The sequence below is a fragment of the Halosimplex pelagicum genome, assembly GCF_013415905.1.
GTDB lineage: Archaea > Halobacteriota > Halobacteria > Halobacteriales > Haloarculaceae > Halosimplex > Halosimplex pelagicum.
In genome coordinates, this window is the sequence record NZ_CP058909.1 from 4,688,080 (window position 1) to 4,711,761 (window position 23,682).

The following is a 23,682-nucleotide window of genomic DNA, read 5'->3' on the forward strand; positions in this document are numbered from 1 at the left end:
TTTTTCCTGTCGGATGAATTGATACGACAATGACCGGGCTCGACGAGTTTCTGGAGGGGTTAGTCGCCGACGCGGACGCGGTCTGTCTGTTCTCCCCGGGGAAGTCCCACTACGAGACGCTGGCCGGCGACGACGTGGTGGTCGTCGGACCGGACAACGACGTGGAGGCCGACGCGTTCGTGAAGCTGCCGCTGGAGTTCGAGGACCTGCGCGACCGGATCCGCTTCGGCGTCGAGGGGGCCGTCGAACACGGCTACGTCGACGAGGACGCCGACCTGGTCTGTCTCGCGAAGGTGTTCGGCGAGGACGCCGACACGGTCGCTCGGGTCCGCGCCGACGAGTTTGAGAAGTCGGGCGTCTACGACCTGTTCGCCAACTCGCGGGCCGAGCCCTCCGTCATCCGCGACGTGCTGGAGGTGGCGGTCGAACTCGGCAAGAAGGGCCAGAAGGGCAAGCCCGTCGGCGCGCTGTTCGTCGTCGGCGACGCCGGGAAGGTGATGAACAAGTCCCGACCGCTCTCGTACAACCCCTTCGAGAAGTCCCACGTCCACGTCGGCGACCCGATCGTGAACGTGATGCTCAAGGAGTTCTCGCGGCTCGACGGCGCGTTCGTCATCTCCGACTCCGGGAAGATCGTCTCCGCCTACCGCTACCTCGAACCCTCTGCGGAGGGCGTCGACATCCCGAAGGGGCTGGGGGCGCGTCACATGGCTGCCGGCGCGATCACGCGGGACACGAACGCCATCGCCATCGTCCTCTCGGAGAGCGACGGACTGGTCCGGGCGTTCAAGGCGGGCGAGCTCATCCTGGAGTTGGATCCGGAGGCGTACTGATGCAGATCGAGTGGCCCGATGTCGTCCGGTCGGTGTTCTCCGAGCGCGGCGCGTTCGCGGCGTCGATAGCGGTCCTGCTTTTCGGGGTGATCGGGAGCTACCTCGTCTGGCGCTGGACGCGGAAGTTCCTGCTGGGCGCCGGCGTCGGAGACGCCGTCGAGGGGACGCCCTTCGAACGCACCGCCCGGAGCTTCGGCACGTCGACGGTCGGCATCGTCTCGACCATCGCGGCCATCTTCGTCTACGTCCTCGCGATCGTCCTCGCCGTCAACGTCGCCCAGCTGGGCGACACGGCCCTGTTCTGGAACACGCTGGTCGAGTTCCTCCCCAGCCTGTTCGTCGCCGCGTTCGCGCTGATCATCGGCCTCGTCGTCGGCGACAAAGCGAAACTCCACGTCAGCGAGCGCCTCCGGAGCGTCAAACTGCCGGAGGTCAGCATCATCCCCGAACTCGTCAAGTACAGCGTCTTCTACGTCGCCATCCTCATCGCGCTCGGCCAGCTCGGCGTCGAGACGATGGCGCTGGTCGTCCTGCTGGGCGTCTACGCCCTCGCCATCGTCGTCGTCGCGCTCGTCGCCTTCTGGGACCTCCTCCAGTCGGGCGCCGCGGGCATCTACCTCCTGCTCCGGGAACCGTACAGCATCGGCGACCGCGTCCGCATCGACGACAACGAGGGGATCGTCCAGGAGGTCGATATGTTCACGACGCGCATCGAGAGCGACGGCGAGGAGTACATCGTCCCCAACCAGAAGGTCTTCTCCAGCGGCATCGTCCGCATCCGGAACTGAACCGGCCGGACCCTCCCGCCGCTCGCCACTGTCAGCCCCCGCTCACTCCTCGTCCCGGACAGTCGCCGGGACGCCCGCGACGGTCGCGCCGGGTGGCACGTCCTCGGCGACCAGCGAGTTGGCCGCGACCTGCGCGCCGGCGCCGATCTCGACGCCCGGGAGGACGACGGCGCCGGCGCCGATCATGGCCCGCTCGCCGACGACGACCTCGCCGGTCCGGTACTCCTCCTGCAGGAACTCGTGGCAGAGGACGGTCGCGTCGTAGCCGACGATGGCGTGGTCCTCGACGGTGATGAGGTCCGGCCAGAACACGTCCGGCGTCGACTCCAGGCCCCACGCGACTCCCGTCCCGACCGTGACGCCGATACGGCGCAACAGCCAGTTTTTCAGCCGCATGCTCGGACACACCCGACAGACCAGGATGACGACGTAGTTGACCATCACCCGTAGCGGGTGCCGGGCCGCGGTCCAGTGGAAGATGGAGTTGTGCGGCCCCGCAGTCGCGTGACGAGTCACCCGGTCGTACCGCGGGTTCGAGCCGTCGCTGGCCGTCTCCGACTCGGTTCGGCCGCCGCGAGCGGCGTCGCTGGCCGCCTCGTCGTCGCCGTCCGCTCGCGTGTCGTCGCTCACGCTCGGGCGTTCGTGCGCCGCTGTCTTGAATCTCGTCACATCGCTCGACGCCGCCGCAAAAAATAGCGCTCGCTCGCGAATCTACGCGCCGGCTTCCGTCGCCGTGTCGGTCGCCGTTCCAGCGCCGGTGTCGGTCGCCGTTCCAGCGCCAGTGTCGGTCGCTGTGTCGGTACCGGTGTCAGTGGCCGTGTCGGTACCAGTGTCGGTCGCCGTTCCAGCGCCGGTGTCGGTCGCAGTGTCGGTACCGGTGTCGGTTTCGGTCGCCGTGCCGTCGTCCGTGGCGGTTTCGGTCTCGGTCTCCGTCTCGGTATCGGTGGCCGTTTCGGTCCCCATGTCGGTGGCAGTATCGTCTTCGGTCGCCATCTCGGGGAGCGAGACGGTCATCGTCGCGTCTTCCACGGGGATGACGGTGAACGAGGCGCCGGCAGGTGCGTCCTCGGGAGCCGCGTAGCCGGCGGCGAACACCGAGTACGCGGTGCCACCCTCGACCGAGAGGTCGACGGTCGCGAGCACGTCGCCGGTCTCGTTGTCGCGGATCTCGACCGTGTAGTCACCGGCCGGGACGTTCATGTAGTCCGTGGCGTTCTGGAACGAGAGGTTCTGTGCGAGGTAGGTCTCGTTCTCCTCCTGCTGGGCCGGCATCAGGTTGTCGACACCGACGGTATCGGTCGGCGTCGCGGTCGCACCCGCCTCGGTGGCCGTATCGGTCGCGCCGGCGACCGTCGAGGTGGGCGTCGCGGTCGGCGATCCCTGTGCGGTGGCCGTCTCGGTGGCCGTGCCGCTATCGGTCGCCGTCTCGGTTCCGGTCTCCGTTTCCGTCTCCGTCTCGGTGGCGGTTTCCGTTCCGGTCTCGGTCTCCGTCTCCTCGGTCGGTCCCTCGGTCACGACGACATCGACCGCGGGCGCGTCCGGCGAGAGGTGGACGAGGCTGACGGCAGCGGACTCGTTGTCCGGCTCCCAGGCGTTGTCCTCGAAGAGGACCGGTTCGAACTCGGCCTCGGAGTCGCTGGAGAACTCGCCGCTAGCGGCGAGCGTCCCGACCGTTCGCGGTTCGAGGGTCAGGTTCCCCTCGAACAACACGTTCGTCGGCTGGTCCGCGACCGAGATGGTCGCGGTGTGGTTGCCGCTCTCCAGCGCCAGGTACCCGGTCACGTCACCGAACTCCGCCCCTTCGACGACGGTCTCGTTGTCGACCGACACGTCAACCGCGGGTGCGTCCGGGGAGAAGTGCCCGATCCGGAGGTACGACGTGTCCTGAGTCTGTGTGGTCGTGTCCTCGTCTTCCTGTGCAGTGAACGACGACGCCGCCCCGCCCGCCGCGAGCGCGCTCACGACGAGTGTCAGAGCGACGGCTCCGACTATCGCTTTCGTGTATCTATCGTAAGTCATGCGACTGAGGACAAGGCCGAGATACACTTTGTTATCCCCTGCCCACGGATCCGCCGCGAGACGTAAGCCCGAGCAACCGCCGACCGGTCGCGGCTAGTCCGAACTTTGTGTCACCGGATACCAGACGCAGCAGGCCGCCACACGCGACGTGAACGGGCGGTCCACCAGTGGGCCCCGCTTACCGCCGGTAACAGCACGTTACTCGCGGTAGCGACCCGGGCCCCGCCCCGCTCCCGTCGGTCGGTCGGTTCCGGTGGCACTCGTACACGACGACGGACAGAACTGCGAAAACCGGCATCCGGGTCGTACGTCGAAGCCGTGCGACTCGGTGGTCCGAACGGCGCCGTCGGTGGCACCGCTCGCGACAACTTCGAAGAGAGATGCGCCGGCCGGGATTTGAACCCGGGCCATGAGCTTGGAAGGCTCAGGTCCTACCACTAGACCACCGGCGCGCATCCGTTCGTTTCACACCGCGAAGTAAGGGTGTTTCCTTTCGGCTCGAACCGGTTGCCGGCCCCGCTCACCCGAACCGGACGGTCACCGACCGCGCTCGTTCCAGCAACGGTTCGTCGTAGGTCTCGACGGTCTGGGTCGGGTGGCGTTCGTCGATGGCCCGGACCGTCTCGACGGTGTTGGCGAAGTTCCGGTAGGTCGCCTCGTCGACCATCTGCCCGTCGAGGACGACCGCGCCGGTGCCCGCTTCCTTGGCCTCGTTGAACCCCTCGACCTTCTCGACGGCCGACCGGAGTTCCGCGGGCGTGGGCATGTGGACCCGGTTGGCCTGGGCGGTCTGTTTGGGGTGGAGCGACCACGAGCCGTCGAGGCCGATGCGGGCCTCGCGTTCGACCTGGTCGGCGTAGCCCGGTGCGTTGTAGTAGGTGACGCCCGCCCGCTCGTCGAACAGGCGGTCGAAGGGGCCGCCGACGGCGACGAGGCCGCCCGCCGACGCCTCGTTGGAGAGCCGTTCGAGCAGGCCGTCCCAGCGCGGGCGGTCGCCGTCCATCGCGCGCCCGCCCAGGTCGGCCGTGTAGTCGACGGGACCGAAGACGAGCCCCGCGAGGCGGTCGCTCTCGCCGAGGCGGGCGATGGCGGGCAGGTCCGAGACGGCGGCGGCCGTCTCGACGATCACCGCGAGTTCGACGGTCCCGTCGTCGAAGCCGTGCTCGCGCTCGGCCTCGGCGACGGCGCCGACCGCGGCTTCCACGTCCGAGAGGCGGCCGACCTTCGGCACGACGACGCCGTCGAGGTGTTCGCCGACCTCGCTCACGAGCCGGTAGATCTGCTCGCGGCCGCGGTCGCGAATGTCGGGGTCGTCGCAGTCCCACTCGACGCGGGGCCAGATCTCGCCGCCGAAGTCGGGGGCCAGCTCGGGCAGGCGGTCGACGACGTTTTCGACGGCCTCGGCCTTCATGTCCGGGGCCGTCCCGTCCTCGATGTCGGGGACGAGCCAGTCGGGGGCCTCGAACCCCTCGGCGGTGAGGCCCGAATCGAGGTACTTCGCCGAGTCCTCGCGCGGGACGGCGGCCGGTGCGGTCTGGAAGGTGCGTGCGAGTCGTGTCATGGGTGAGTGCTCCCGTCGGTCGCGGTCGGTGCGTCGGCGTCCTCGCGGTCGATCAGCGCGCGGCGGCGGCCGGAGTACACCGGGCGCTCGTCGGCCGTGAACGCGACGTGTTCGAAGGTGACCTGACCGGCCCGCGGCGGCCCCGCCGACGGGTCGGCGTCGAGGACGCGAGTGAAGCCGAAGACCGTGTCGCCGGCGGTCACGAAGTCGTGGAACCGCTCGTCGTCGAAGCCGAGTTCGCGGTAGGTGCGCTCGTCCGAGCGGGCGTGGCCCAGCGCGGTCGAGCGGGTCACGTCGCCGTAGGCCACGGGCTCGCCGGAGGGCGAATCGGCCATCGCGGCGCCGTTGTGGTGCTGGCGAGCGGTGTTGAGCGTCGCGAGCGGGAGCGCGGCGACGGTCAACTCGTCCATCGTCCGCCCGCGCTCGTGGCGGTAGGCGACGGCGGCGTCGCGGTCGGCCGCCCGGTCGAGCGCCCGGCGGAAGTCCTCGAAAGCGCCGCCGTCGGGTGTGACGAACGTCTCGGGCAACTCGGAGTCGCGGGAGCCGTCGCCCTCCTCACGCGACGACTCCGAGCGGCCGCCGTCGGTCGCAGCGGGCTCGCGTCGGGGGATCATGTTCGTCCGCTCGTAGGAGACGAGGGTGTCGCCGTCGGCGTCGCGCCCGTGAGTCTCCCAGGTGACGATGCCGTACTCGGGCCGTGAACTCGACTCGCCGGTCGCCCGCACCGTCGACTCGACGCGGGGTTCGGTCCCGGGCGCGACCCCGTGTTCGTGGAACCGCACGGCGTCGCGGCCGAGGAAGTAGCCGCCCTTCTCGCTGAGATCCTCGACGGAGGGGCCCATCACCGCGGCCAGCAGGTAGTCGGGGTGGATCGGCGGTTCGTCGAACCCGCGAGCCCGGGCGGCGTCGCTCCGCCAGTACGCCGGGTCGTGGTTGAGGGTCTGGCCCATCCAGGCGTCGTTGCCGTGGCGGGTGAGCCGGAGCCCGGGGGCGTGTTCGATCACCTGCCCCTCGGCGAAGTCCTCGAAGTAGCGCCCCTTCTCGCGGGTGTCGACGTGGTCTAGCGCCGCGGCGAACGTGTCGGGGTCGGTCCAGTCGGTCATCGGCGGTCCCCTCCGGAGCCGTCGGCCGCGACCTGGGGGTCGGCCCGCTCGCGGCGGGCGAGCGTCCGGCGCATCTCGTTGGTGACGACCATGTACCCCTCGTCGAATCCCATGCCGGGCTTGGCCAGTAGCTGGGCGGCGTCGGTCGCGAGCGCGACGTGGACGCAGGCCCGCGCCGAGACGGCCGTCTCGTTGCAGGTGCCCCCGAGGTACGCGCGGGTGTCGGTCCCCTCGCAGGCGGTGACGGCGCGGGCGCTGCGCTGGACGCCGCCCAGGTCGGGCGTCTTCACCTGCACCACGTCCGCCGCGCCCTCGTCGACGAACGCGCGCACGTCGTCGAGCGTGTTGCACCACTCGTCGGCGACGATATCGACGGGGACGCCCGCGTCGGCCAGACCGTCGCGGAGTTCGGCCATCCGTCGGATCTGCGCGGTCCGGTCGCCGGCGTCCATCGGCCCTTCGACCTGGAGCGGATAGGGGTCGGCCGCCGCGGCGAGCTTCGCGAAGTAGTCGACGACTTCGGCGCGGTCGTAGGGCGGGCCGAACAGCTCGCCGACCGTCCCGTACACGTCGACGTGGAAGCGTGGTTCGTACCCCTCGGGGCCGAGGTCGGCGGCTCGCGAGCCGAGCCACTCGAGGTACTCGACCAGGCGCTCGCCGTCGCTCCCGAGCTTCGCCTCGCTGTTGAACAGGCCGTGCGGGAGGACCGGCACGCCCTTCAGGAGCATCTTCTCGGCGTTGCGCCGGCGTGCGTCACCCGACTGGCCGAAGACCGGGACCGGTTCGGTCGCGGGGGCCGTATCGAGCGCGTCGGCGAGGACGCCCGTCGGCGTCGCGCGGCGAGCACGGGCCGCGGCGAACAAAAGCGCCTGGGAGACGCCGTAGCGCAGCGCCGTATGCAGGGAATCACCGCCACCACTGGCTCTCGACGGGAGCGACTCGACGACGGCCGCGTTGTTCGCGAACGCTCGCGGGTCCCGCCCTTCGAGCGCGTCGGCGACCGGTCCCTCGACGACCGGCCGATACGCCTCGGCGCGAAAGAGCGGGTCGCGTCCGCCCGCGCCGGAGTACTGGACGGCCGCGCAGTCGCCGCGGACCGCGCTCCCGTCGGCGAGTTCGACCTCGACGATCAGCGCCTCGCCGGCCTGCCGGACGGCGTCGAACCCCTCCGTGACGGGGTCGCCGGCGTAGGCGAACCCGTCCTCGGTCGCGCCCGCCTTGATCGCCGCCTGGTCGTCGACGTAGAAGCCCGAGGCGCCGGGGGTCGCACGGACGGACTCAATCCGCATCGCTCTCACCTCCCGACGCCGGGTCGTCCGTGGCTCCCCGACGCTCGGACCCGCCGTCGGTCGCGGTCGGCCGGCCGATGAGCTTCCCGTCGCTGATGGCGTCCACGTCGTCGGCGACCATCCGGAACGAGCGGCTTCGACCCTCCGTCCGGGCGCGCTCGTCGAGGCGGGCCTCGTGGACCTCCTTGATATCGTCTGGAACGGCCAGGTCGCCCCATTCGAGGACCCGGACGCGACCGTCGTCGTCGCGGGCGGGGAGGACCGCGGCGGCCGCGCTGTCGCTCGGGGCGAAGGGCACGTCGAGTTCGCCCGATTCGAAGGCCGCGACCGTGCCGCGGGCGGCGTCGCCGTCGCCGCGGGCGATCGCGGTCTCGACCAGCGAGCGGGCGGTCCGCTCGATCAGTTCGCGTTCGCGGTCGATACCGTCGACGACGATGTCCTGTTCGATCATCATATCGACGAGCTGTCTGGTGGTGCGGAGGCCGCTCGCGTTGGCCTCGCGTGTCGGGACGCCCTGGAACTCCTGGGGCGATTTGGTGATGACCTTGTCCGGGCGGGCCAGCGCCGCGGTCGCGCCGCCGAGGCCGATGACGCCGCTGGCGCGGGCCTCGTCGGGCGGGAACCCGCCCATCCACTCGTGGAAGACGGTTGTGACGACCGTGTCGTCGGGGAGGTACTCCTCGCCGAGACTCCGGAGGGCGCGCAGCGCGGCCACGTCCTGGACGACGTTGCCGACCTGGCCGTAGCCCAGCGTGAGCGAGCGGACGCCCTGGGTCGTCGCGAGCAGGCCTTCGAGGATCATGACCGCGATGGCGATGGCCGGCGGGACCAGGGTCCCGGTGAGCGGCCCGAACGGTTCGCGGTTGATCCGGACGCCCCGCTCGGTGTAGGCGCCACAGAGCCGGTCGACGAACTGCCAGTGTTCGATGGTTTCGGCGAGGTCGTGCTCCTTGGTGTAGGGGATGTTGTACGAGATGGGGCCGCCCTCGAAGCTCTCGAACCCGCCGGCGAGCGTGACGACGGCCAGCAGGCGCGCGTCGGGGGTGCCGTGGCGGACCTCGACGGGCGCGTCGACCGACCGGACGAGTTCCCGGCAGGCGTCGACGCCGTGGTTGACGGCCGGGAAGCCGTTGAGGGTGTTCTCGCCGGACTCCCGGGCCTCGGTGAGCCCCTCCGCTGCCTTCCCGTACTCGTTGTCGCGGGTGTACGAGTCGATCGTGGTCGGGAGCAGATCGGCGCCGCCCTCCGATTCGAGGTACCGGAGGAGGTCGATCTGGTCGTCCAGTCGCGGGACGCCCGCGCGGGGCTGGAGGAGCGGCCGGTCCGCCGATTCCAGCACGTCGGCGAAGCGCTTCGATTCGGGCAGCGACTCGTGGAACTCGACGGCCGCCTCGAAGTCGGCGTCGGCGCCGGTGGGCCAGCGGTCGCGCAACTCGTCTGCCGTCTCCCGTAGCTGGTCGCCGGGAATGCGTTCGTCGCGGACCATCTACGAGTCGACCCTGACCCGGTCGGTCGCGGTCTCCGTGACGGTCGTGTCGAGGTCGCGTTCGAGCGCGGCGACGACGGCCGACGGGTCGGTCTCGGCGTCGAAGACCCGGTCGAAGCCGAGTTCGCGGAACCGCTCGGCCGTCTCCGACCAGTCGTCCTGGCCGACCGCGAGGTTGCCGCCGATGTAGGTGACCGCGTCGCAGTCGACCTCGGCGAGGCGCTCGTGGAGCCCCTGACAGTCCTGCCTGGCGTGACCGTACAGCGAGGAGACCAGTACGGCCCCGGCGTCGTGGGCGTCGGCGGCCGAGACGAACTCGGCCTTCGAGGTCTGGACGCCCAGGTTCTCGACGTCGAACCCGGCCGCGGTCAGCGCCTGTTCGATGATCGTGATGCCCACGACGTGCGCGTCGGAGCCGATCACACCGAGGATGACTGTCTGCCCCATGTGAGTATCACCACCGACGAGCGCATCCGCCATAAATATAATGGTTTTTCATTATAGTCTTGGTAATTGTTGTCACAGGCCCGAAGCGCGGCGAAATCCAGTACGTAATGATTTATCAGGCAGTTTTATGCCCGGTGAGTTCGACGGGGGAGACATGACCGCACTGTCGGACTTGCGCGTGGTCGACCTGACCCAGGTCCTGGCGGGGCCGTACTGCACGATGCTGCTGGCGGACATGGGGGCGGACGTGGTGAAGGTCGAGCGGCCGGGCGGGGACCTCATTAGGTCGAACCCGCCGTTCGTCGACGGTCCCGAGGGCGAGGCCTACGGCGGCTACTTCCAGAGCGTCAACCGCAACAAACGCTCGCTGGAACTCGATCTGGGCGACGACGAGGACCGCGTCGACTTCCTCTCGCTCGTGGAGACCGCTGACGTGGTCGTCGAGAACTACCGCGCGGGCACGATGGAGCGGTTCGATCTGGGCTACGAGACGCTCCGGGAGCGCAATCCGCAACTGATCTACTCCTCCATCAGGGGGTTCGGCGACCCGCGCACCGGCGAGACCGACCGGCAGGGCCAGCCGTCGTTCGACCTCGTCGCGCAGGCCCTCGGTGGTGTGATGGAGATCACCGGCCAGCCCGACGGTCCGCCGACGAAGGTCGGGCCGGGTATCGGCGACCTGTTCACGGCCGTCCTCAACGCCGTCGGTATCCTCGCCGCGGTCCACCACCGCGACCAGACTGGCGAAGGCCAGTACGTCGACACCGCGATGTACGACGCCATGGTGTCGATGTGCGAGCGCACCGTCTACCAGTACTCCTACACCGGCGAGTCCCCCACCCGCCGCGGCAACGCCCACCCGACCCTGTTCCCCTACAACGCCTTCGAGACGGCGGACGGCCACGTCGTGATCGCGGCGTTCTCGGACGGCCACTGGCGCGCGCTCTGCGAGGCGATGGACCGGCCCGACCTGGCCGCCGACTACCCGACCGCTGGCGACCGCATCGCCGACCGCGACGCGCTCCGCGCCGAGATCGACGACTGGACGCGCTCGCTCACCGCCGACGAAGTCGTCGCCGCGCTCGACGGCGAGGTCCCCGCCGCGCCCGTCCAGGACACGAGCGACATCTTCGACGACCCGCACGTCCGCGCCCGCGACATGCTCGCCGAGGTCGACCAGCCCGGCGCCGACGAGTCGGTCACCGTCGCAGGCAACCCCATCAAGCTCTCGGAAACCCCTACCGCCGTCGAACGCCGCGCGCCCCTGCTCGACGAGCACCGCGAGGAACTGCTCGACTCGGTCCCCCGTGCCGGCGACGAGGGCGAGCAGGCCAGCGGCGACGACTGAGGGACGAGCCACGGAGGACCGCGGACTCGGGATTTCTGCAGTGGCGCGTGCTGTCGAGCGTGTCCGCCTCCTGGCGGGCCGCTCGAACTAGTCGCGCGAGGGATGAGAGAGTGAGTGCAACGAACGAGCGAATCGGCTGGGGAGGCTCGTGGCCGTCTGCGGTGCCGTGCGGGGCGGGTGCCGTTTCGGTGCTCTGCGGAGCGGTTGCGGTCCCTGGTGGGCTGAACGGGCGAGGCGCGCTCGCGTGCAGTTCGGTCAGGCGACCGCGAGCGCGTCGAGGGCGTTCAGCGCCTGCTGTCGACTGCGGTCGGTCCAACTACGAGCGAGCGCGTCGAGACCGCTCGAAGGACAGAATCGGAGCGACTCACTCGGAACGAACCACGCCGTAACAGTTCCCGCTCGACACCTCGAACGCTTCCAGTTCTAGCCCACTCGACCCCACATCGCGCCGAAATTCCTCGGGGTCGTAGATGTGGTAGAACCGGTCGACTGCCTCGCCGCCAGGCAGCGTCCACTCCACGGTCGTGTCGAACCCCTCGTCGGCGTCGAATCGGTCGTGTTCGGTCGACCAGGCGCTGACGAGCGCCCGCCCGTCCGGAGCCAGTACGCGAGCCAGTTCGTCGAGACTCCCGATCCTGGCCTCTCGCGTCGGCAGATGCGGCAGCGTCGCGACGAACACCGCCAGATCCGCGACGCCGTCCCGGACCGGCAGCGAACTCGCGTCCGCCTGGGCGAGCCCGTAGTCGAACCCCCGCTCTCGCGACCGCTCGCGCGCCGTCGCGACCATCTCGCGGCTCAGGTCCACCCCCAGCGCCCGGTCACAGCGGTCGGCCAACAGCTCCGTGTGGCGACCGTTGCCACACCCCACGTCCAGTCCCACCGAACCCGACCGACCGTCGAGGAACTCCTCGATCTCGGGCCAGGCGTACTCGCGGGTCTTCGAGAAGTGGTCGGCGATGCGGTCGTAGGTGGCTCGGACCGACCCCGTAGACGGTCCGTCACCGCCCGATTCGTCGTCAGTCACCGCTCAGTCGTACTTCTCGGGGTACGCGTCGGCGAGCAGTTCCGGCTGGTCGTTCAGCCGCTCGCGGATAGGGGCGACGACCTCCGAGATGGCTTCGCCGGCCGCGGGCTTCAGGTCCGCCGGGTGGAGTTCGCCGGAGACGAAGTCCGCCTCCAGCGACTCGTAGGAGTCGTAGGTCAGGTCGCCGCCGTACTCCTCGGGGCGCTCGACGACGAACTCCTCGCCGCGCTCGTCGAGGATGGGGAAGACGAGGTACTCCATGTACTCCAGCACGCCGTTGTCCTCGCGCTCGCCGGCCGGGCAGTAGGCCTGTTCGATCTTCTCGACGACCTCGTCGTGGGAGTCGTTGAGGTTGACCTTCGAAGACTCGTCGGAGGCCGACATCTTCCCACCGGAGAGACCCGACAGCAGGGGGGCGAACATGCAGACGGGCGCCTCGCCGCCGTGGTCGGGGAGGATCTCCCGAGAGAGCATGTAGATGCCGCGCTGGTCGATGCCGCCGTAGGCCACGTCGGCGTCCAGCGCGTCAACGTCCAGCGTCTGCATGAGCGGGTAGAGCAGCCCCCCCAGTTTGGGCGAGTCGGACTCGCGGACGACCTCGCTGCCGGCGCGCTGGGCGCGGCTGAGCGTCGTCTCGGCGGCCATCCGATACATCTCCAGCGTGTACTCCTCGCCGAGCTGGAAGTCGCTGCCGCGGGCGAAGTCGATCCCCTCGGGGTCGGCGCCGGCGGCGTCGATCATCGCCTCGATGGTCGCCTCGTAGTAGGCCGAGCGGGCGTCGAGTAGGTCGAACGGGCTCTTGTTGTCGTCGAGGTGGGCGTGGAGGTCGGCGATCAGCACCGTCACGTCCATGCCGGCGCCGAGGAAGTCGGCGAGCTTGCGCATCGTCGTGAAGTGGCCGATGTGCATCTCGCCGGTCGGCGCGTAGCCGATGTACACCGAGGGGTCGCCGTCGTCGAATAACTCCTCCAGCTCCGATTCCTCGACGACCTCCGCCGTGTTGCGGGTCGCGAGTTCGAGTCGCTCGGCCGTGTCCATACCGAGTCGTCGCCCCGGCCGACAGTAAAGCGTTTCTTTCGGGTGAGGACGGCTCCCACCGGCCCGAACCGGTTCCGACGCGCCCGGGGTCGCGGCGCTCGCCGGCTCCGCCACACACCCAAGTGATCTGCCAAATTGATTTAACCGACGAACGACACTAGGGAACGATGGGCCTCTCGACCGGGTGCGAACGGCTGGACGACCTGCTCGGCGGCGGCGTGCCGGACAAGCGAAGTCTGCTGGTCTCGGGCCCGCCGGGAACCGGCAAGACGACGCTGGGCATGCAGTTCCTCCAGACGGGACTCGACGCGGGCGAGGAGGGACTGTTCATCAGCACGGAACAGACGATCGACGAACTCGAAGACACCTTCGAGCCGTACCCGTTCGACCTCGACGCCGACGGGCTGACCGTGATCACGGTCCACTGCGAGCCCGGCGACACGATGGAGCGGGACGACGACCTGGTCGTCCGCACGCTGGAGGGGGGCGACCGGGCCGTCACCGAGTGGTTCGACCTCCCCTTCACCCGGGAGAACGTCGTCCACTACCTCTCGGAGTACGGCCCGCAGGACCGCATCCTCCTCGATAGCCTCTCGGGGCTGCGACCGATCGCCGCCGACGAGGTGTCCTTCTGGCGCTCGACCTACGACCTGATCCGTCTCTTCTCGGACACCTTCGACGCCACGTCGCTGCTGACCGCCGAGGACAGGGGGACCGGCGGGCGTGGCGCCGGCGACCTGCTGCGGTACGCGACCCACGGCGTGCTCGACCTCTCGTGGGCCGAGCGCGCGAACCAGCGCCACAGGTTCCTGCGGGTCGAGAAGCTCCGCGGGCGCGACCACGACACCCGGCGCCACAGGCTCGTCCTCGGCGACGACGGCGCGACCCTCCAGCCGACCCAGCGCACGCCGCCCAGCGAACTCCTCGCTCACGACCACCTCTCGACGGGTATCGACGCGCTGGACGAACTGCTCGGCGGCGGCCTCGTCCGCGGCGGGTTCACCCTCCTGTCGCACGACGGAACGACGGGGTACTACACGATCAACACGCGGATGCTCGCCGCCGCCGTCGAGAACGGGATGGCGCTGGCCGTCGCGCTCCCGGCGGAGGTCTCGCTGTCCCAGCTCGACCGGTACTGGACCGACGCCGACTGGAGCGTCGCGGAACTGCTCGACGACGACCGACTGTTCGTCCTCGAACTCGTCGCGAGCGACGGTTACGACCACCGGAACGTCCTGCAGTACGACGAGTCGGCCGACCGAGACTGGGAGCGACTGATGGAGGTGTCCTACGACCGCAGCGGCGACCGCCCGCTGTTCGCGTTCATCGACACCGAACCGCTGCTCGAACAGGTCCCGCCCGAGCGCGCCCGAGAAGTGCGCTACCGGGCGGCGGCCCGCCACACCGACGGCGACGACGTGGTCGTCTACACCGTCAACCCGGCGATCCAGAACCAGTCGCTCGTCGAGTTCTTCGTCGACACGAGCGGCCAGACCGTCCGGATCGAACGGGGCGACGACGGCATCGAGTGGCTCACCCTCCGCAAGTCGCCGACCGGATCGCCCGGGACGAGCAGCGTCGTCGCCTACGACGAGGAGCCGCCGTACGTCGATCTGGTGTAGGGCGCCCTCCGGATGTCGCCCGCGTCGACACGCGGTCGGGAGAAGCGCCCGCTCGCACTGCGGTCGCCTACGCGCTCGCCTTCTCGACGACCTCGACCGCTTCGGCGTCGACCGCCTCGGTGTCGAGGAAGTTGGGGATGTAGTCCCGGCGCTGGTAGGTGTCGCGCTCGTCCTCGCTTCCGACGGTACACCACAGCTGGGGGCGGTCGGGACCGTGCCAGTCGCCCTGGCGCGCGACGCCGAAGACGACCAGCTCCTCGCCGTCGACGGAAATGACGGCGTCCTTTCGGAACCCGGCGTCCCCGTGGACGATGAGCTTCTTCATGCCCGACGCTTCGACGGAGGCGTACTTAGTGACTTCGAAGCCCGCCGCCCCAGCGGCCCGAGCGCGGGCGATCCTGCCCCGGACTCGCCCACCCCGACTCGACCGCCGTCCGGCGTCGAAGGTCTCCGGAGGGGTCCAAGGGGACATTATGTCTTAACAGGTGAGACTTATCACCGCCGCCGAGAGCCACGGTATCGTGGCAGGCGAGTACGTCCGAGCGCTGCTGGGTCGCCCGCTGGCGCGCCGCGTCGGCCGCCCGGTCGCCGCGTTCGCGGCGCTGGTGGTCGCGGGCGTGGTCGGGTTCGGCGCCCTCGCGGGCGTCGGCGTTATCGAGGCGCTGTTCTGGCTGCTCGACCCGACGAGCATCGAGATATTCATCGAGTCCCACGACGCGCCGGCGCGGTCCCTGCGGGCGTTCGCGCTGGTCGTCGAGTCGGGCCTGATCCTCTCGGGACTGTGGATCGGCGAGACGGTCGTCTCGGCGACCTTCGGCGGACGGATCGGAACGGAGCTCAGACAGATGCAGGTCGAACGAACCATCGAGAACACGGACGGACACGTCGTCGTCTGCGGGTACGGCACCTTCGGCAAGACGGTCGCGCGACGGCTGCGCGACCGGGACCGCCCGGTCGTCGTGGTCGAGACGGGCGACGGACAGTACGAGCGCGCGCTGGACGACGGCCTCCTCGCCGTGCAGGGCGACGCCCGTCGCGAGGAACTGCTCGTCGAAGCCGGCGCCGAGCGGGCCGACGCCGTCGTCGGCGCCGTCGACGACGCGAACGTCAACATCCAGGTCGCCATCACCACCGGGGAACTCGCGCCCGAGGCGCGGGTCGTCGTCCGCGCCGGCGACGAGATGTACGAGTCGGTCGCCCGGCGCGCGGGCGCCGACGAGGTGATCGTCCCCGAGGTCGTCAGCGGCGAACAGGTGACCACGACGCTGTGAGCGGTCTCGACGACGGTCGGTCGTGCGTGTCGGCCCCACACGAGAGCGGGCGCGAGCCGGCGATCTCGGGCGACCGGCCGGACCGAACCAAACGGGTTTTAAGCGGGGATGACCAAGCCGTCGGCAAGGTCGATATCTATGGAGATGCCACGTCGATTTAACACGTACTGTCCGCACTGCGACGAGCACAACGAACACGAGGTCGAGCGCGTTCGAAGCGGTCGCACCTCGGGGATGACGAAGGTCAACGGGCGCCAGGCCGAGCGGACGCGCTCGGGCTACGGGAACGCGGGCAAGTTCTCGAAGGTTCCCTCCGGCGGGAAGCCGACCCAGAAGACCGACCTCAAGTACCGCTGTTCCGACTGCGGCAAGGCCCACCTCCGCGAGGGATGGCGCGCCGGCAAACTGGACCTTCAGGACTAACGATGGCAGGAAACTTCTTCAGCGTCGCGTGTCCGGACTGTGAGAACGAACAGATCGTCTTCGGCAAGGCCGCGACCGAGGTCGCCTGCGAGGTCTGCGGGCACACGCTCGCCCGACCGACCGGCGGCAAGGCGACCATCGAGGGCGAGGTACTCGAGACCGTCGAGGCTCGATAATGAAATACAGCGGCTGGCCCGACCCCGGTGAACTCGTGGTCGGACGCGTCGACGAGATCGAGGACTTCGGCGTCTTCGTCGACCTCCAGGAGTACGAGGACAAGCGCGGCCTCTGTCACATCAGCGAGGTCGCCTCCGGCTGGATCAAGAACGTCCGCGACCACGTCTCCGAAGGGCAGACGGTCGTCGCGAAGGTGCTCGACGTCGATCAGGGGTCCCAGCAGATCGATCTCTCGATCAAGGACGTCAACGACCACCAGCGCAAGGACAAGATCCAGGAGTGGAAAAACGAGCAGAAGGCCGACAACTGGATGCTGCTCGCGTTCGGCGAGGACGTCGACGACGAGACCTACGCCGCCATCGCCAACGAGCTGCTGGCCGCCTTCGGCTCGATGTACGAGGGCTTCGAGGAGGCCGCGATCCACGGCGAGGAGGCGCTCGACGAGACCGATCTGGACGACGAGGAGATCGAGGCCATCGTCGAGACCGCTCGCGAGAACGTCTCGGTGCCCTACGTCAACGTCACCGGCTACGTCACGCTTGAGTGCGCCAGCGGCGACGGCGTCGACGTGATCAAGGAGGCCCTGCAGGCCGCCGAGGGCAACGGCGAGATCCCCGAGGAAGTGGAGCTGGAAGTCACCTACGTCGGCTCGCCGGAGTACCGCATCCAGGTGCGGGCGCCCGACTACAAGACGGCCGAGTCCCACCTCGAGGAGAGCGCGGACCGCGCCGTCGCCGCCGTCGGCGAGCACGACGGCTCCGGTCGCTACCACCGCGACCGCGAGGTCGAGGCGGAGTAACCGTCGCCGGTCGCCGCGTCGACGGTCCCTTCCCATGAAATCCGACATTCTCGTCTGCTCGGCCTGGCGCGACGAACACGAGCGGCCGCGCTACACGCTCGAGGCGACCTGTCCCGACTGCGGCGCCGAGGCGGTCAACTCGGCGCCGGCGCCCTTCTCGCCGGAGGACAGCTACGGGGAGTATCGACGCGCACTTAAGGAGCGGCGCCGGGACTAGGCTCCATGGACGAATTCGAACGCGAAGCGCTGGGGGACGCGGATCTCGACGACCCCGTACTGGTCGAGGGACTGCCCGGCGTGGGTCACGTCGGCAAGCTCGCCGCCGAGCACCTCCTCGAAGAACTGGAGAGCGAGCCCGTCGAGCGCGTCCACTCGACGCACTTCCCGCCGCAAGTGAGCGTCGACGAGGGCCGCACGGAGCTGGCGGGCGCCGAGTTCCACGCGGTCCGCCCCGAGGACGGCCGCGACATGCTCGTGCTCACCGGCGACCACCAGGCCCAGGACAACACTGGCCACTACGGCCTGACCGAGTCCTTCCTCGACGTGGCCGACGACCACGGCGTCTCCCGGGTCTTCGCCCTCGGGGGCGTCCCGACGGGCGAACTCATCGAGGAGTACTCCGTGCTGGGCGCCGCCACCACCGACGAGGTCGTCGCCGACCTCGAAGACGTGGGCGTCGAGTTCCGCGAGGACGAGCCCGCGGGCGGCATCGTCGGCGTCAGCGGCCTCCTCCTCGGTCTCGGCGAGCGCCGCGGCTTCGAAGCGGCCTGCCTGATGGGCGAGACCAGCGGCTACCTCGTCGACCCCAAGAGCGCACAGGCCGTCCTCGAAGTGCTCCAGGAGGTCGTCGACTTCGAGGTCGACTACGCCTCCCTGGAGGAGCGCGCCGACGAGATGGAGGAGGTCGTCCGCAAGATCCAGGAGATGGACCAGGGGACGCCCGCGGCCTCCGACGAGGACCTGCGCTACATCGGCTGACCGCGACCGGTCGCTCTCTCCGCCCGTTCGACGCGGTCCGCTGGCGAGACTTTGATAGTGGAGCGACGCCAACGCTCGCGCGTGGTACTCGACGCGCTGTTCGGGCTGCCCCACTGGTTGCTCGTCGGTCTCGGGCTCGGCGTCGCCAGCAGCGTCCTCGCGGCCTGCCTGTTCGTCGCCGCGGACCGGCTCTACCCCGCCAGCGGCGCCTATCGTCGGCGGCACGAGGGCGAGGGGCGACGCCGGACCGAGCTCCGCGACTACCTCGACGCCATCGACGAGTCATACGCCGAGGACCACTTCGTCGAGGGCCAGCCGGTCGCCTTCTACCTCCCCGAGCGCGACGTGGCGATCACCTTCGACGCCCGCGCGTACTACCGGATCGACCGGTCGCCGACCTACCCCGTCCTCGTCGAACACGAGATGCCGGGCGTCCAGCTCGGCGACCGGCTCCCCTTCGAGGTGCCCGACGTGGCGTTCGGCCCGGCCGAACCGGCCGAGACCCGCGACCCCGCCACGGCCGCGTTCGACGAACTCGGCGTCCCGGCCACCGCCGGCCTCGACGAGGTGAAAGCCGCCTACCGGCGGAAGGTCAAGGAGGTCCACCCCGACCAGGGCGGCGACGAGGACGAGTTCAAGCGCGTCCGCGAGGCCTACACGACGGCGAAACGTCACGCGGGCTGACGCCGCCCCGCGTCCCCGTCAGGACGACTGCTCGCGGCTCCCGCTCCGGTCGCCGTCCGCCTCGGTCGAGCCGTCGCGGTCGTCGGGCCGGACGACGATGTGGAGCTGCGTGACGGTCACCTCGCAGCCGGCGTACCGGAACGACACCCTCGCGCGAGCGCTCCCTTCGAAGAGCTCGTCGAGGGCGTCCGTGTCGACCGTCTCGTACAGCGGGTCGAGGTCGACGACGGTACGACCCGTCGCCGCGGCGACCGACCGCACGACCGCGTGGCTGGGGCTGTCGTCCTCGTAGGCGTTCGTGACCGTCCAGTCGCGTGTCACGGTCATCGGCGGGTCGACGGAGCCCGCGGGTCGACGAACCGGCGGGCGAGCGTTCCCGCGCCGCCCGAGTGTCCGGCATCAGTCTCGGCGCTGTGCGGATACCGGCCGCGACTCGGCCGTTCGGATCGCGTCATACGCCCCCTTGCCCGCCGACGCCATTGAGCGGCGTACCTGAACACTCTGGTGTCTCAGCGGCTCCCCTCCGGCCCGGCGCCGTCGAACAGCGCCGCCAGGAGCTTCCGCTCGGCGACCCTGAGGTGCTGGTGGAACGTCTGAGGGGCGATATCGAGCGTGTCGGCGACCCCGCCGGCGTCGCTGGTCCGCGCGGGCCACTCGAAGTAGCCCGAGAAGTACGCCGCCTCCAGCGCGGCCTGCTGTTTGTCCGTCAGGTCCGCCGCGAGACCCTGGCGGAGCTCCGAGGGCGTCCGCAGCGACCGCTCGGCCTCGCGACGGGCGACCAGTTCGGTGTCGGGATACGCCGACTGCACGGCGTCGACGGCCTCGCGGACCGCCGCGTCGGAGGGGAGTTCCGCCGTGATCGTCGCCGCCCCCCGGTCGGCGACGCCCGCCGTCGTCCGCGCGCCGAGGTCGGTCAGCACCGACGTGATCGTCCCCTGGGCCGCGCGGAGCTCGATCCGCTCGTCGGTCAGCGCGGCGACGTTCGAGATCGACGAGACGGAGGCCGCCGCCTCGCGTACCGCCTCCGTCGAGGCGCCGTCGACGGAGAAGAAGAAGACGTGTTCGTCGCCGAACGTCACCGCCCGTTCGAGTTCGAGCCGGCAGTCGGCCGCCGCGGAGACGGCGACGAACGGCACGTCGTCGTCGGTCGCCCGAAGCTCGATCTCCGTGATCGTGTCCGAGTGCAACAGCTGGCGGGTCAGCGCCGACTGGACGGCGTTGCCGATCGTCGCACCCAGCTCGCCCAGAACCGCCCGCTCGCGGTCCGGGATCCCGTGGACCCTGTCGGTACAGACGGCCAACAGCCCGAACCGTCGGTCGTCGGCGACGAGCGGGACGACCGCGATCGTCCGGTCGCCGCCCCCATCGACCGCCTCGCGGAAGTCGCTCGTCACGCCGTCGACGACCTGCACCGACTCCGACTCGATCGCGGCGGCGACCGACGACGGCGCGCCGTCCGCGAACCCGTCGCCGGCCGCTTCGGCCATCGATTCCCCGAGCCCCGCGGCGGCGTCCACGTCGATCGCGCCGCCGTCGGCGTCGACGGAGCCGATCACCGCGCCGCAGTACGCGCCCTCGCCGACCAGTCGCGAACAGACCTCGCGGGCGATCTCCCCGCGCGTCGTCGCCTCGACGAGCGCCCGGTCGACCGACCGGATCACCGTGTTGAGGTCGTCCAGGCGCTCCAGCGTCGCCTCGTAGCGCTTCCGCTCGGAGATGTCGCGACCGACGCCGGTCACTCCGACCACCTCGCCGTCGGTCACCAGCGGCGCGCCCGTGAACTCGTAGGGGATCGTCTCCCCGTCGGCGGTGACGAGGTCGGACTCGACCGTCACGACGCGGCCCGCCGAGAGGACGCACGAGATGGCCGTGGCGATCCGGCCGTGGTCGTCGTCGGCCAGGAAGTCGAACGGGTCCCTCGACTCGATCCCGTCGTCGCTGTAGCCGGTCACCTCGTTCAGTCGGTCGTTCCAGCGCAGCATCCGCCCCTCTGGGTCGAACGCGTACACCACGTCCGGCAGCGCGTCGAACATGCTCTCGACGAACGCCCGCTCGCTCGCCAGTTCGCCGCGCTGCTCGACTCGCGTCGAGATGTCGCGCACCACGCCCACGAAGTACTGCTCGCCGCGGTGGGCGAACTCGCGGAACCACACCGCGAGCGGGACTTCGTGGCCCTCGCAGTGACGGCCGACCAGCCGCAGGTCGTTCCAGTCGACGGTCCGCTGGCCGGTGTCCAGATACGACCGGAACGCCTCGCGGTGGGCGGCCCGGAACCGGTCGGGTATCAGCGACCGCAGCGACCGGTCGACCAGCGCCTCCGGGTCGTACCCGAAGACCGACTCGACCGCGGGGTTCGCGAAGACGATCCGCCCCTCGTCGTCGGCGACTAGGAAACACTCCGGCGCGCTCGCCACGAGCAGCTCCGAAAACACCGTCTCCCCGACGACCTCGGCGAACGATTCGTCGACCGCGTTGGCCGCCGCCGCGTCGCCCCACTCCCACCCCTGTGGCTCGACGTTTCGACTCACGTCCCGGTTTCGGCCGTTCGGAAGGTAAGTGTTCTCCCGGAGATACGAACGTGTGATCTCCCGGGTGAACCCGAACCGGGCGGTCGGGCTCGCACGGCACCGGCGCCGTCGGGAGCCGGCGTCGTCAGGCGGACGACTCGCCCGACTCGTCCTCGTCTTCGTCGTCGACGTCCTCGAAGTCGGCGTCGACGTACTCCTCGCCCTGACCGCCTGCGCCGCCTGCGCCGCCCGCACCGGCAGCGCCACCCGGGCCGGCACCGCCCATGCCGCCCATGCCGCCGGCGCCGGCCGCGCCGCCCGCGGCGCCCGCACCGGCCGCGCCCTCGGCGGCCTGGTCCTGGTACATCTGCTTGCCGATCTCCTGGAGGGCCTCGGCGAGGCTCTCGGTGGCCTCCTCGTAGTCGTCGGTGTCGGCGTCCTCGTCTTCGAGGACTGCCTGCACGTCGTCGATCTCGGCCTCGATCTCCTCAACGAGTTCCTCGTCGACCTCCTCTTCGTTCTCCTCCAGCAGCGTCTCGGCGCGCTGGATGGTGCTCTCGGCCTCGTTGCGGGCCTCGATGCGCTCGCGCCGTTCCTTGTCCTCCTCGGCGTGCTCCTCGGCCTCCTGCTGCATCTCCTCGATCTGGTCGTCGGAGAGGCCGGCGCCGCCCTCGATGGTGATGTTCTCCTCGTTGCCCGAGCCCTTGTCCTCGGCGGAGACGTTGACGATGCCGTTCTCGTCGATGTTGAACGACACCTCGATCTGCGGGGTGCCCGCGGGCGCCGGCGGGATGCCCGAGAGCGCGAACTCGCCCAGGAGTTCGTTCTCGTTGGCGATCTCGCGCTCGCCCTGGAAGACGCGGATCTGGACCTGCGTCTGGTTGTCCGCCGCGGTGGTGAAGATCTTCGACTCCTCGGTCGGGATGGTCGTGTTCTTCTCGATGAGCCGCTCGAACAGCCCGCCCTTGACCTCGACACCGAGCGAGAGCGGCGTCACGTCGAGCAGGACGATGTCGTCGACGTCGCCGCTGAGGACGCCGCCCTGGATCGCTGCGCCCAGCGAGACCGCCTCGTCGGGGTTGACGTTCTTCTTGGGCTCCTGGCCGGTCATCTCCTCGACGCGCTCCTGGACCTGGGGCATCCGCGTCGACCCGCCGACGAGGATGACCTCGTCGATGTCGCTCTGGCCGTAGCCGGCGTCTTCGAGCGCCTGCTCCGTCGGGCCGACCGTCCGCTCGATGAGGTCCTCGGTCAGCGACTCGAACTTCGCGCGGGTGAGCTTCTCCTCGAGGTCGAGGGGCCCGTCGTCCGTGGTGGTGATGAACGGGAGGTCGATGCGGGTCTCCTTGCGGTTGGAGAGCTCGATCTTGGCCTCCTCGGCGGCGTCGTTGAGCCGCTGGAGGGCCTGTCGGTCCTCGCGCAGGTCGATGCCGTGCTCGTCGTGGAACTGCTCGGCGAGGTAGTCGATGATGGCGTGGTCCCAGTCGTCGCCACCGAGGTCGTTGTCGCCGTTGGTGGCGACGACCTCGTAGACGCCGCCGCCGAGATCGAGGATGGACACGTCGAAGGTGCCCCCGCCGAGGTCGTAGACGAGGACGGTCTGGTCGGACTCGTCGTCGAGCCCGTAGGCCATCGCGGCCGCGGTCGGCTCGTTGACGATGCGCTCGACCTCGAAGCCGGCGATCTCGCCGGCGTCCTTCGTCGCCTGGCGCTGGCGGTCGTTGAAGTACGCCGGGACGGTGATGACCGCCTTCTCGACATCGTCGCCGAGGTACTCCTCGGCGTCCCGTTTGATCTTCTGGAGGATCATCGCCGAGACCTGCTCGGGCGTGTACTCCTCGCCCTCCAGCTCGACCGTGTAGTCGTCCTCGCCCATGTGCCGCTTGATGGACTGGATCGTCTGGTCGGGGTTCTTGACGGCCTGGTTCTTCGCGGGCTTGCCGACGAGACGCTCGCCCTCGTCGAACGCGACGACCGAGGGTGTCGTCCGCTCGCCCTCCGAGTTGACGATGATCTCGGGGTCGCCCCCCTCCATGACCGCGAACGCACTGTTCGTGGTCCCGAGGTCGATTCCGAGAATCTTGTTGCTCGCCATCTTACGCGTCTATACCCGATTGTGCCGGTTAAAAGTTGCTAGACGCGACCGACGGCGACCCCCTCCAGACGCCCGCAGACGGCCGATCTGTGCCCGCGGCGCCGACGCCGACCGGTGCCTATAAATCCGACCGCAATACGAGCGCAAGACCGGGGACCGATCAGCCGAAAAACAGGTGTCCGACGCCGCC

At 69.7% G+C, this 23,682-nt stretch carries 24 protein-coding genes and 1 tRNA gene; 11 read left to right on the forward strand and 14 right to left on the reverse strand.

Going from position 1 to position 23,682, the window contains the following annotated elements; all coding sequences use genetic code 11:
- The first annotated feature begins 29 nt into the window (after positions 1–29).
- Together dacZ and HZS54_RS23465 are read left to right on the forward strand one after the other, a co-directional pair.
- Positions 30–833, forward strand: coding sequence for a diadenylate cyclase DacZ (dacZ, locus tag HZS54_RS23460; protein ID WP_179919501.1), 804 nt, complete (start codon positions 30–32; stop codon positions 831–833).
- Positions 833–1,621 carry a mechanosensitive ion channel family protein gene (locus tag HZS54_RS23465; RefSeq protein ID WP_179919502.1) on the forward strand — a complete coding sequence of 263 codons (789 nt, stop codon included), beginning with the start codon at positions 833–835 and terminating at the stop codon, positions 1,619–1,621. Before dacZ ends, HZS54_RS23465 begins: the two co-directional genes overlap by 1 nt.
- A gap of 42 nt (positions 1,622–1,663) precedes the next feature.
- Here HZS54_RS23465 and HZS54_RS23470 read toward each other — a convergent pair whose 3' ends face one another.
- The 8 genes from HZS54_RS23470 to glmS all read right to left on the reverse strand — a co-directional run bounded on the left by HZS54_RS23470 (position 1,664) and on the right by glmS (position 9,526).
- The gene (locus tag HZS54_RS23470; protein ID WP_246391971.1) at positions 1,664–2,137 is read right to left on the reverse strand and encodes an acyltransferase; all 474 of its coding nucleotides are present in this window, start codon (positions 2,135–2,137) and stop codon (positions 1,664–1,666) included.
- Between the two features lie 195 nt (positions 2,138–2,332).
- Positions 2,333–3,640, reverse strand: coding sequence for a DUF4397 domain-containing protein (locus HZS54_RS23475; RefSeq protein WP_179919504.1), 1,308 nt, complete (start codon positions 3,638–3,640; stop codon positions 2,333–2,335).
- Positions 3,641–4,021: 381 nt separating this feature from the next.
- Positions 4,022–4,092: transfer RNA gene (locus HZS54_RS23480), tRNA-Gly, on the reverse strand.
- Positions 4,093–4,160: 68 nt separating this feature from the next.
- Positions 4,161–5,201: an L-malyl-CoA/beta-methylmalyl-CoA lyase gene (citE, locus tag HZS54_RS23485; RefSeq protein WP_179919505.1), complete on the reverse strand. Its 1,041-nt coding sequence runs from the start codon at positions 5,199–5,201 to the stop codon at positions 4,161–4,163.
- On the reverse strand, positions 5,198–6,304 hold the full coding sequence (mch, locus tag HZS54_RS23490; RefSeq protein WP_179919506.1) for a 2-methylfumaryl-CoA hydratase: 1,107 nt from the start codon (positions 6,302–6,304) through the stop codon (positions 5,198–5,200). The genes citE and mch overlap by 4 nt, the downstream gene beginning before the upstream one ends.
- Positions 6,301–7,593, reverse strand: a complete 1,293-nt coding sequence (locus tag HZS54_RS23495; RefSeq protein ID WP_179919507.1) for a methylaspartate ammonia-lyase — start codon at positions 7,591–7,593, stop codon at positions 6,301–6,303. Before HZS54_RS23495 ends, mch begins: the two co-directional genes overlap by 4 nt.
- Positions 7,583–9,079: a methylaspartate mutase subunit E gene (locus HZS54_RS23500; RefSeq protein WP_179919508.1), complete on the reverse strand. Its 1,497-nt coding sequence runs from the start codon at positions 9,077–9,079 to the stop codon at positions 7,583–7,585. Before HZS54_RS23500 ends, HZS54_RS23495 begins: the two co-directional genes overlap by 11 nt.
- The gene (gene glmS / locus HZS54_RS23505; RefSeq protein WP_179919509.1) at positions 9,080–9,526 is read right to left on the reverse strand and encodes a methylaspartate mutase subunit S; all 447 of its coding nucleotides are present in this window, start codon (positions 9,524–9,526) and stop codon (positions 9,080–9,082) included.
- 154 nt (positions 9,527–9,680) lie between these two features.
- On the opposite strand from glmS, the gene mct reads away from it, so the two are divergent.
- On the forward strand, positions 9,681–10,874 hold the full coding sequence (gene mct / locus HZS54_RS23510; RefSeq protein WP_179919510.1) for a succinyl-CoA:mesaconate CoA-transferase: 1,194 nt from the start codon (positions 9,681–9,683) through the stop codon (positions 10,872–10,874).
- 364 nt (positions 10,875–11,238) lie between these two features.
- Here mct and HZS54_RS23515 read toward each other — a convergent pair whose 3' ends face one another.
- Positions 11,239–11,898, reverse strand: a complete 660-nt coding sequence (locus HZS54_RS23515; protein WP_179919511.1) for a class I SAM-dependent methyltransferase — start codon at positions 11,896–11,898, stop codon at positions 11,239–11,241.
- A gap of 3 nt (positions 11,899–11,901) precedes the next feature.
- Complete coding sequence (locus HZS54_RS23520) at positions 11,902–12,936, reverse strand: tyrosine--tRNA ligase (protein ID WP_179919512.1); 1,035 nt, start codon at positions 12,934–12,936, stop codon at positions 11,902–11,904.
- 167 nt (positions 12,937–13,103) lie between these two features.
- Between HZS54_RS23520 and HZS54_RS23525 the strand changes: the two genes are divergently transcribed.
- Entirely contained in the window at positions 13,104–14,558 is a 1,455-nt protein-coding gene (locus HZS54_RS23525) for an RAD55 family ATPase (RefSeq protein WP_179919513.1), read from the forward strand.
- Between the two features lie 67 nt (positions 14,559–14,625).
- Here HZS54_RS23525 and HZS54_RS23530 read toward each other — a convergent pair whose 3' ends face one another.
- Positions 14,626–14,883 carry an HAH_0734 family protein gene (locus HZS54_RS23530; protein WP_179919514.1) on the reverse strand — a complete coding sequence of 86 codons (258 nt, stop codon included), beginning with the start codon at positions 14,881–14,883 and terminating at the stop codon, positions 14,626–14,628.
- A gap of 196 nt (positions 14,884–15,079) precedes the next feature.
- Between HZS54_RS23530 and HZS54_RS23535 the strand changes: the two genes are divergently transcribed.
- From HZS54_RS23535 to HZS54_RS23565, 7 genes are all read left to right on the forward strand, one after another.
- Positions 15,080–15,829, forward strand: a complete 750-nt coding sequence (locus HZS54_RS23535) for a potassium channel family protein (protein ID WP_179919515.1) — start codon at positions 15,080–15,082, stop codon at positions 15,827–15,829.
- A gap of 138 nt (positions 15,830–15,967) precedes the next feature.
- Positions 15,968–16,252, forward strand: coding sequence for a 50S ribosomal protein L44e (locus tag HZS54_RS23540; RefSeq protein ID WP_006883878.1), 285 nt, complete (start codon positions 15,968–15,970; stop codon positions 16,250–16,252).
- Between the two features lie 2 nt (positions 16,253–16,254).
- Positions 16,255–16,428 (forward strand): 30S ribosomal protein S27e, encoded by a 174-nt coding sequence (locus tag HZS54_RS23545; RefSeq protein ID WP_179909312.1) that lies wholly within the window; start codon positions 16,255–16,257, stop codon positions 16,426–16,428.
- Positions 16,428–17,228, forward strand: a complete 801-nt coding sequence (locus HZS54_RS23550) for a translation initiation factor IF-2 subunit alpha (protein WP_179919516.1) — start codon at positions 16,428–16,430, stop codon at positions 17,226–17,228. Before HZS54_RS23545 ends, HZS54_RS23550 begins: the two co-directional genes overlap by 1 nt.
- A 34-nt stretch (positions 17,229–17,262) precedes the next feature.
- On the forward strand, positions 17,263–17,445 hold the full coding sequence (locus HZS54_RS23555) for an RNA-protein complex protein Nop10 (RefSeq protein WP_179919517.1): 183 nt from the start codon (positions 17,263–17,265) through the stop codon (positions 17,443–17,445).
- 5 nt (positions 17,446–17,450) lie between these two features.
- On the forward strand, positions 17,451–18,206 hold the full coding sequence (locus HZS54_RS23560) for a proteasome assembly chaperone family protein (RefSeq protein ID WP_179919518.1): 756 nt from the start codon (positions 17,451–17,453) through the stop codon (positions 18,204–18,206).
- Between the two features lie 81 nt (positions 18,207–18,287).
- A complete protein-coding gene (locus HZS54_RS23565; RefSeq protein WP_246391723.1) occupies positions 18,288–18,890 on the forward strand; it encodes a J domain-containing protein in 603 nt (200 codons plus the stop codon).
- Between the two features lie 18 nt (positions 18,891–18,908).
- Here the strand turns inward: HZS54_RS23565 and ddfA are convergent, their stop codons facing one another.
- The 3 genes from ddfA to dnaK form a co-directional block, all read right to left on the reverse strand.
- Complete coding sequence (ddfA, locus tag HZS54_RS23570; RefSeq protein ID WP_179919520.1) at positions 18,909–19,217, reverse strand: DdfA family disk-determining factor; 309 nt, start codon at positions 19,215–19,217, stop codon at positions 18,909–18,911.
- Positions 19,218–19,399: 182 nt separating this feature from the next.
- Positions 19,400–21,418, reverse strand: a complete 2,019-nt coding sequence (locus tag HZS54_RS23575) for a PAS domain S-box protein (protein ID WP_179919521.1) — start codon at positions 21,416–21,418, stop codon at positions 19,400–19,402.
- A 124-nt stretch (positions 21,419–21,542) separates the two neighbouring features.
- On the reverse strand, positions 21,543–23,492 hold the full coding sequence (dnaK, locus tag HZS54_RS23580) for a molecular chaperone DnaK (RefSeq protein ID WP_179919522.1): 1,950 nt from the start codon (positions 23,490–23,492) through the stop codon (positions 21,543–21,545).
- Between the last annotated feature and the right edge of the window lie 190 nt (positions 23,493–23,682).

What these genes read in the sequence shown, in the direction of transcription:
- HZS54_RS23475 (WP_179919504.1), bottom strand. Translation starts at nt 3,640, where the DNA reads ATGACTTACGATAGATACACGAAAGCGATAGTCGGAGCCGTCGCTCTG.
- mct (WP_179919510.1), top strand. Translation starts at nt 9,681, where the DNA reads ATGACCGCACTGTCGGACTTGCGCGTGGTCGACCTGACCCAGGTCCTG.
- HZS54_RS23550 (WP_179919516.1), top strand. Translation starts at nt 16,428, where the DNA reads ATGAAATACAGCGGCTGGCCCGACCCCGGTGAACTCGTGGTCGGACGC.
- HZS54_RS23530 (WP_179919514.1), bottom strand. Translation starts at nt 14,883, where the DNA reads ATGAAGAAGCTCATCGTCCACGGGGACGCCGGGTTCCGAAAGGACGCC.
- HZS54_RS23525 (WP_179919513.1), top strand. Translation starts at nt 13,104, where the DNA reads ATGGGCCTCTCGACCGGGTGCGAACGGCTGGACGACCTGCTCGGCGGC.
- HZS54_RS23545 (WP_179909312.1), top strand. Translation starts at nt 16,255, where the DNA reads ATGGCAGGAAACTTCTTCAGCGTCGCGTGTCCGGACTGTGAGAACGAA.
- mch (WP_179919506.1), bottom strand. Translation starts at nt 6,304, where the DNA reads ATGACCGACTGGACCGACCCCGACACGTTCGCCGCGGCGCTAGACCAC.
- HZS54_RS23520 (WP_179919512.1), bottom strand. Translation starts at nt 12,936, where the DNA reads ATGGACACGGCCGAGCGACTCGAACTCGCGACCCGCAACACGGCGGAG.
- HZS54_RS23555 (WP_179919517.1), top strand. Translation starts at nt 17,263, where the DNA reads ATGAAATCCGACATTCTCGTCTGCTCGGCCTGGCGCGACGAACACGAG.
- dnaK (WP_179919522.1), bottom strand. Translation starts at nt 23,492, where the DNA reads ATGGCGAGCAACAAGATTCTCGGAATCGACCTCGGGACCACGAACAGT.
- ddfA (WP_179919520.1), bottom strand. Translation starts at nt 19,217, where the DNA reads ATGACCGTGACACGCGACTGGACGGTCACGAACGCCTACGAGGACGAC.
- dacZ (WP_179919501.1), top strand. Translation starts at nt 30, where the DNA reads ATGACCGGGCTCGACGAGTTTCTGGAGGGGTTAGTCGCCGACGCGGAC.
- glmS (WP_179919509.1), bottom strand. Translation starts at nt 9,526, where the DNA reads ATGGGGCAGACAGTCATCCTCGGTGTGATCGGCTCCGACGCGCACGTC.
- citE (WP_179919505.1), bottom strand. Translation starts at nt 5,201, where the DNA reads ATGACACGACTCGCACGCACCTTCCAGACCGCACCGGCCGCCGTCCCG.
- HZS54_RS23465 (WP_179919502.1), top strand. Translation starts at nt 833, where the DNA reads ATGCAGATCGAGTGGCCCGATGTCGTCCGGTCGGTGTTCTCCGAGCGC.
- HZS54_RS23540 (WP_006883878.1), top strand. Translation starts at nt 15,968, where the DNA reads ATGGAGATGCCACGTCGATTTAACACGTACTGTCCGCACTGCGACGAG.
- HZS54_RS23495 (WP_179919507.1), bottom strand. Translation starts at nt 7,593, where the DNA reads ATGCGGATTGAGTCCGTCCGTGCGACCCCCGGCGCCTCGGGCTTCTAC.
- HZS54_RS23560 (WP_179919518.1), top strand. Translation starts at nt 17,451, where the DNA reads ATGGACGAATTCGAACGCGAAGCGCTGGGGGACGCGGATCTCGACGAC.
- HZS54_RS23500 (WP_179919508.1), bottom strand. Translation starts at nt 9,079, where the DNA reads ATGGTCCGCGACGAACGCATTCCCGGCGACCAGCTACGGGAGACGGCA.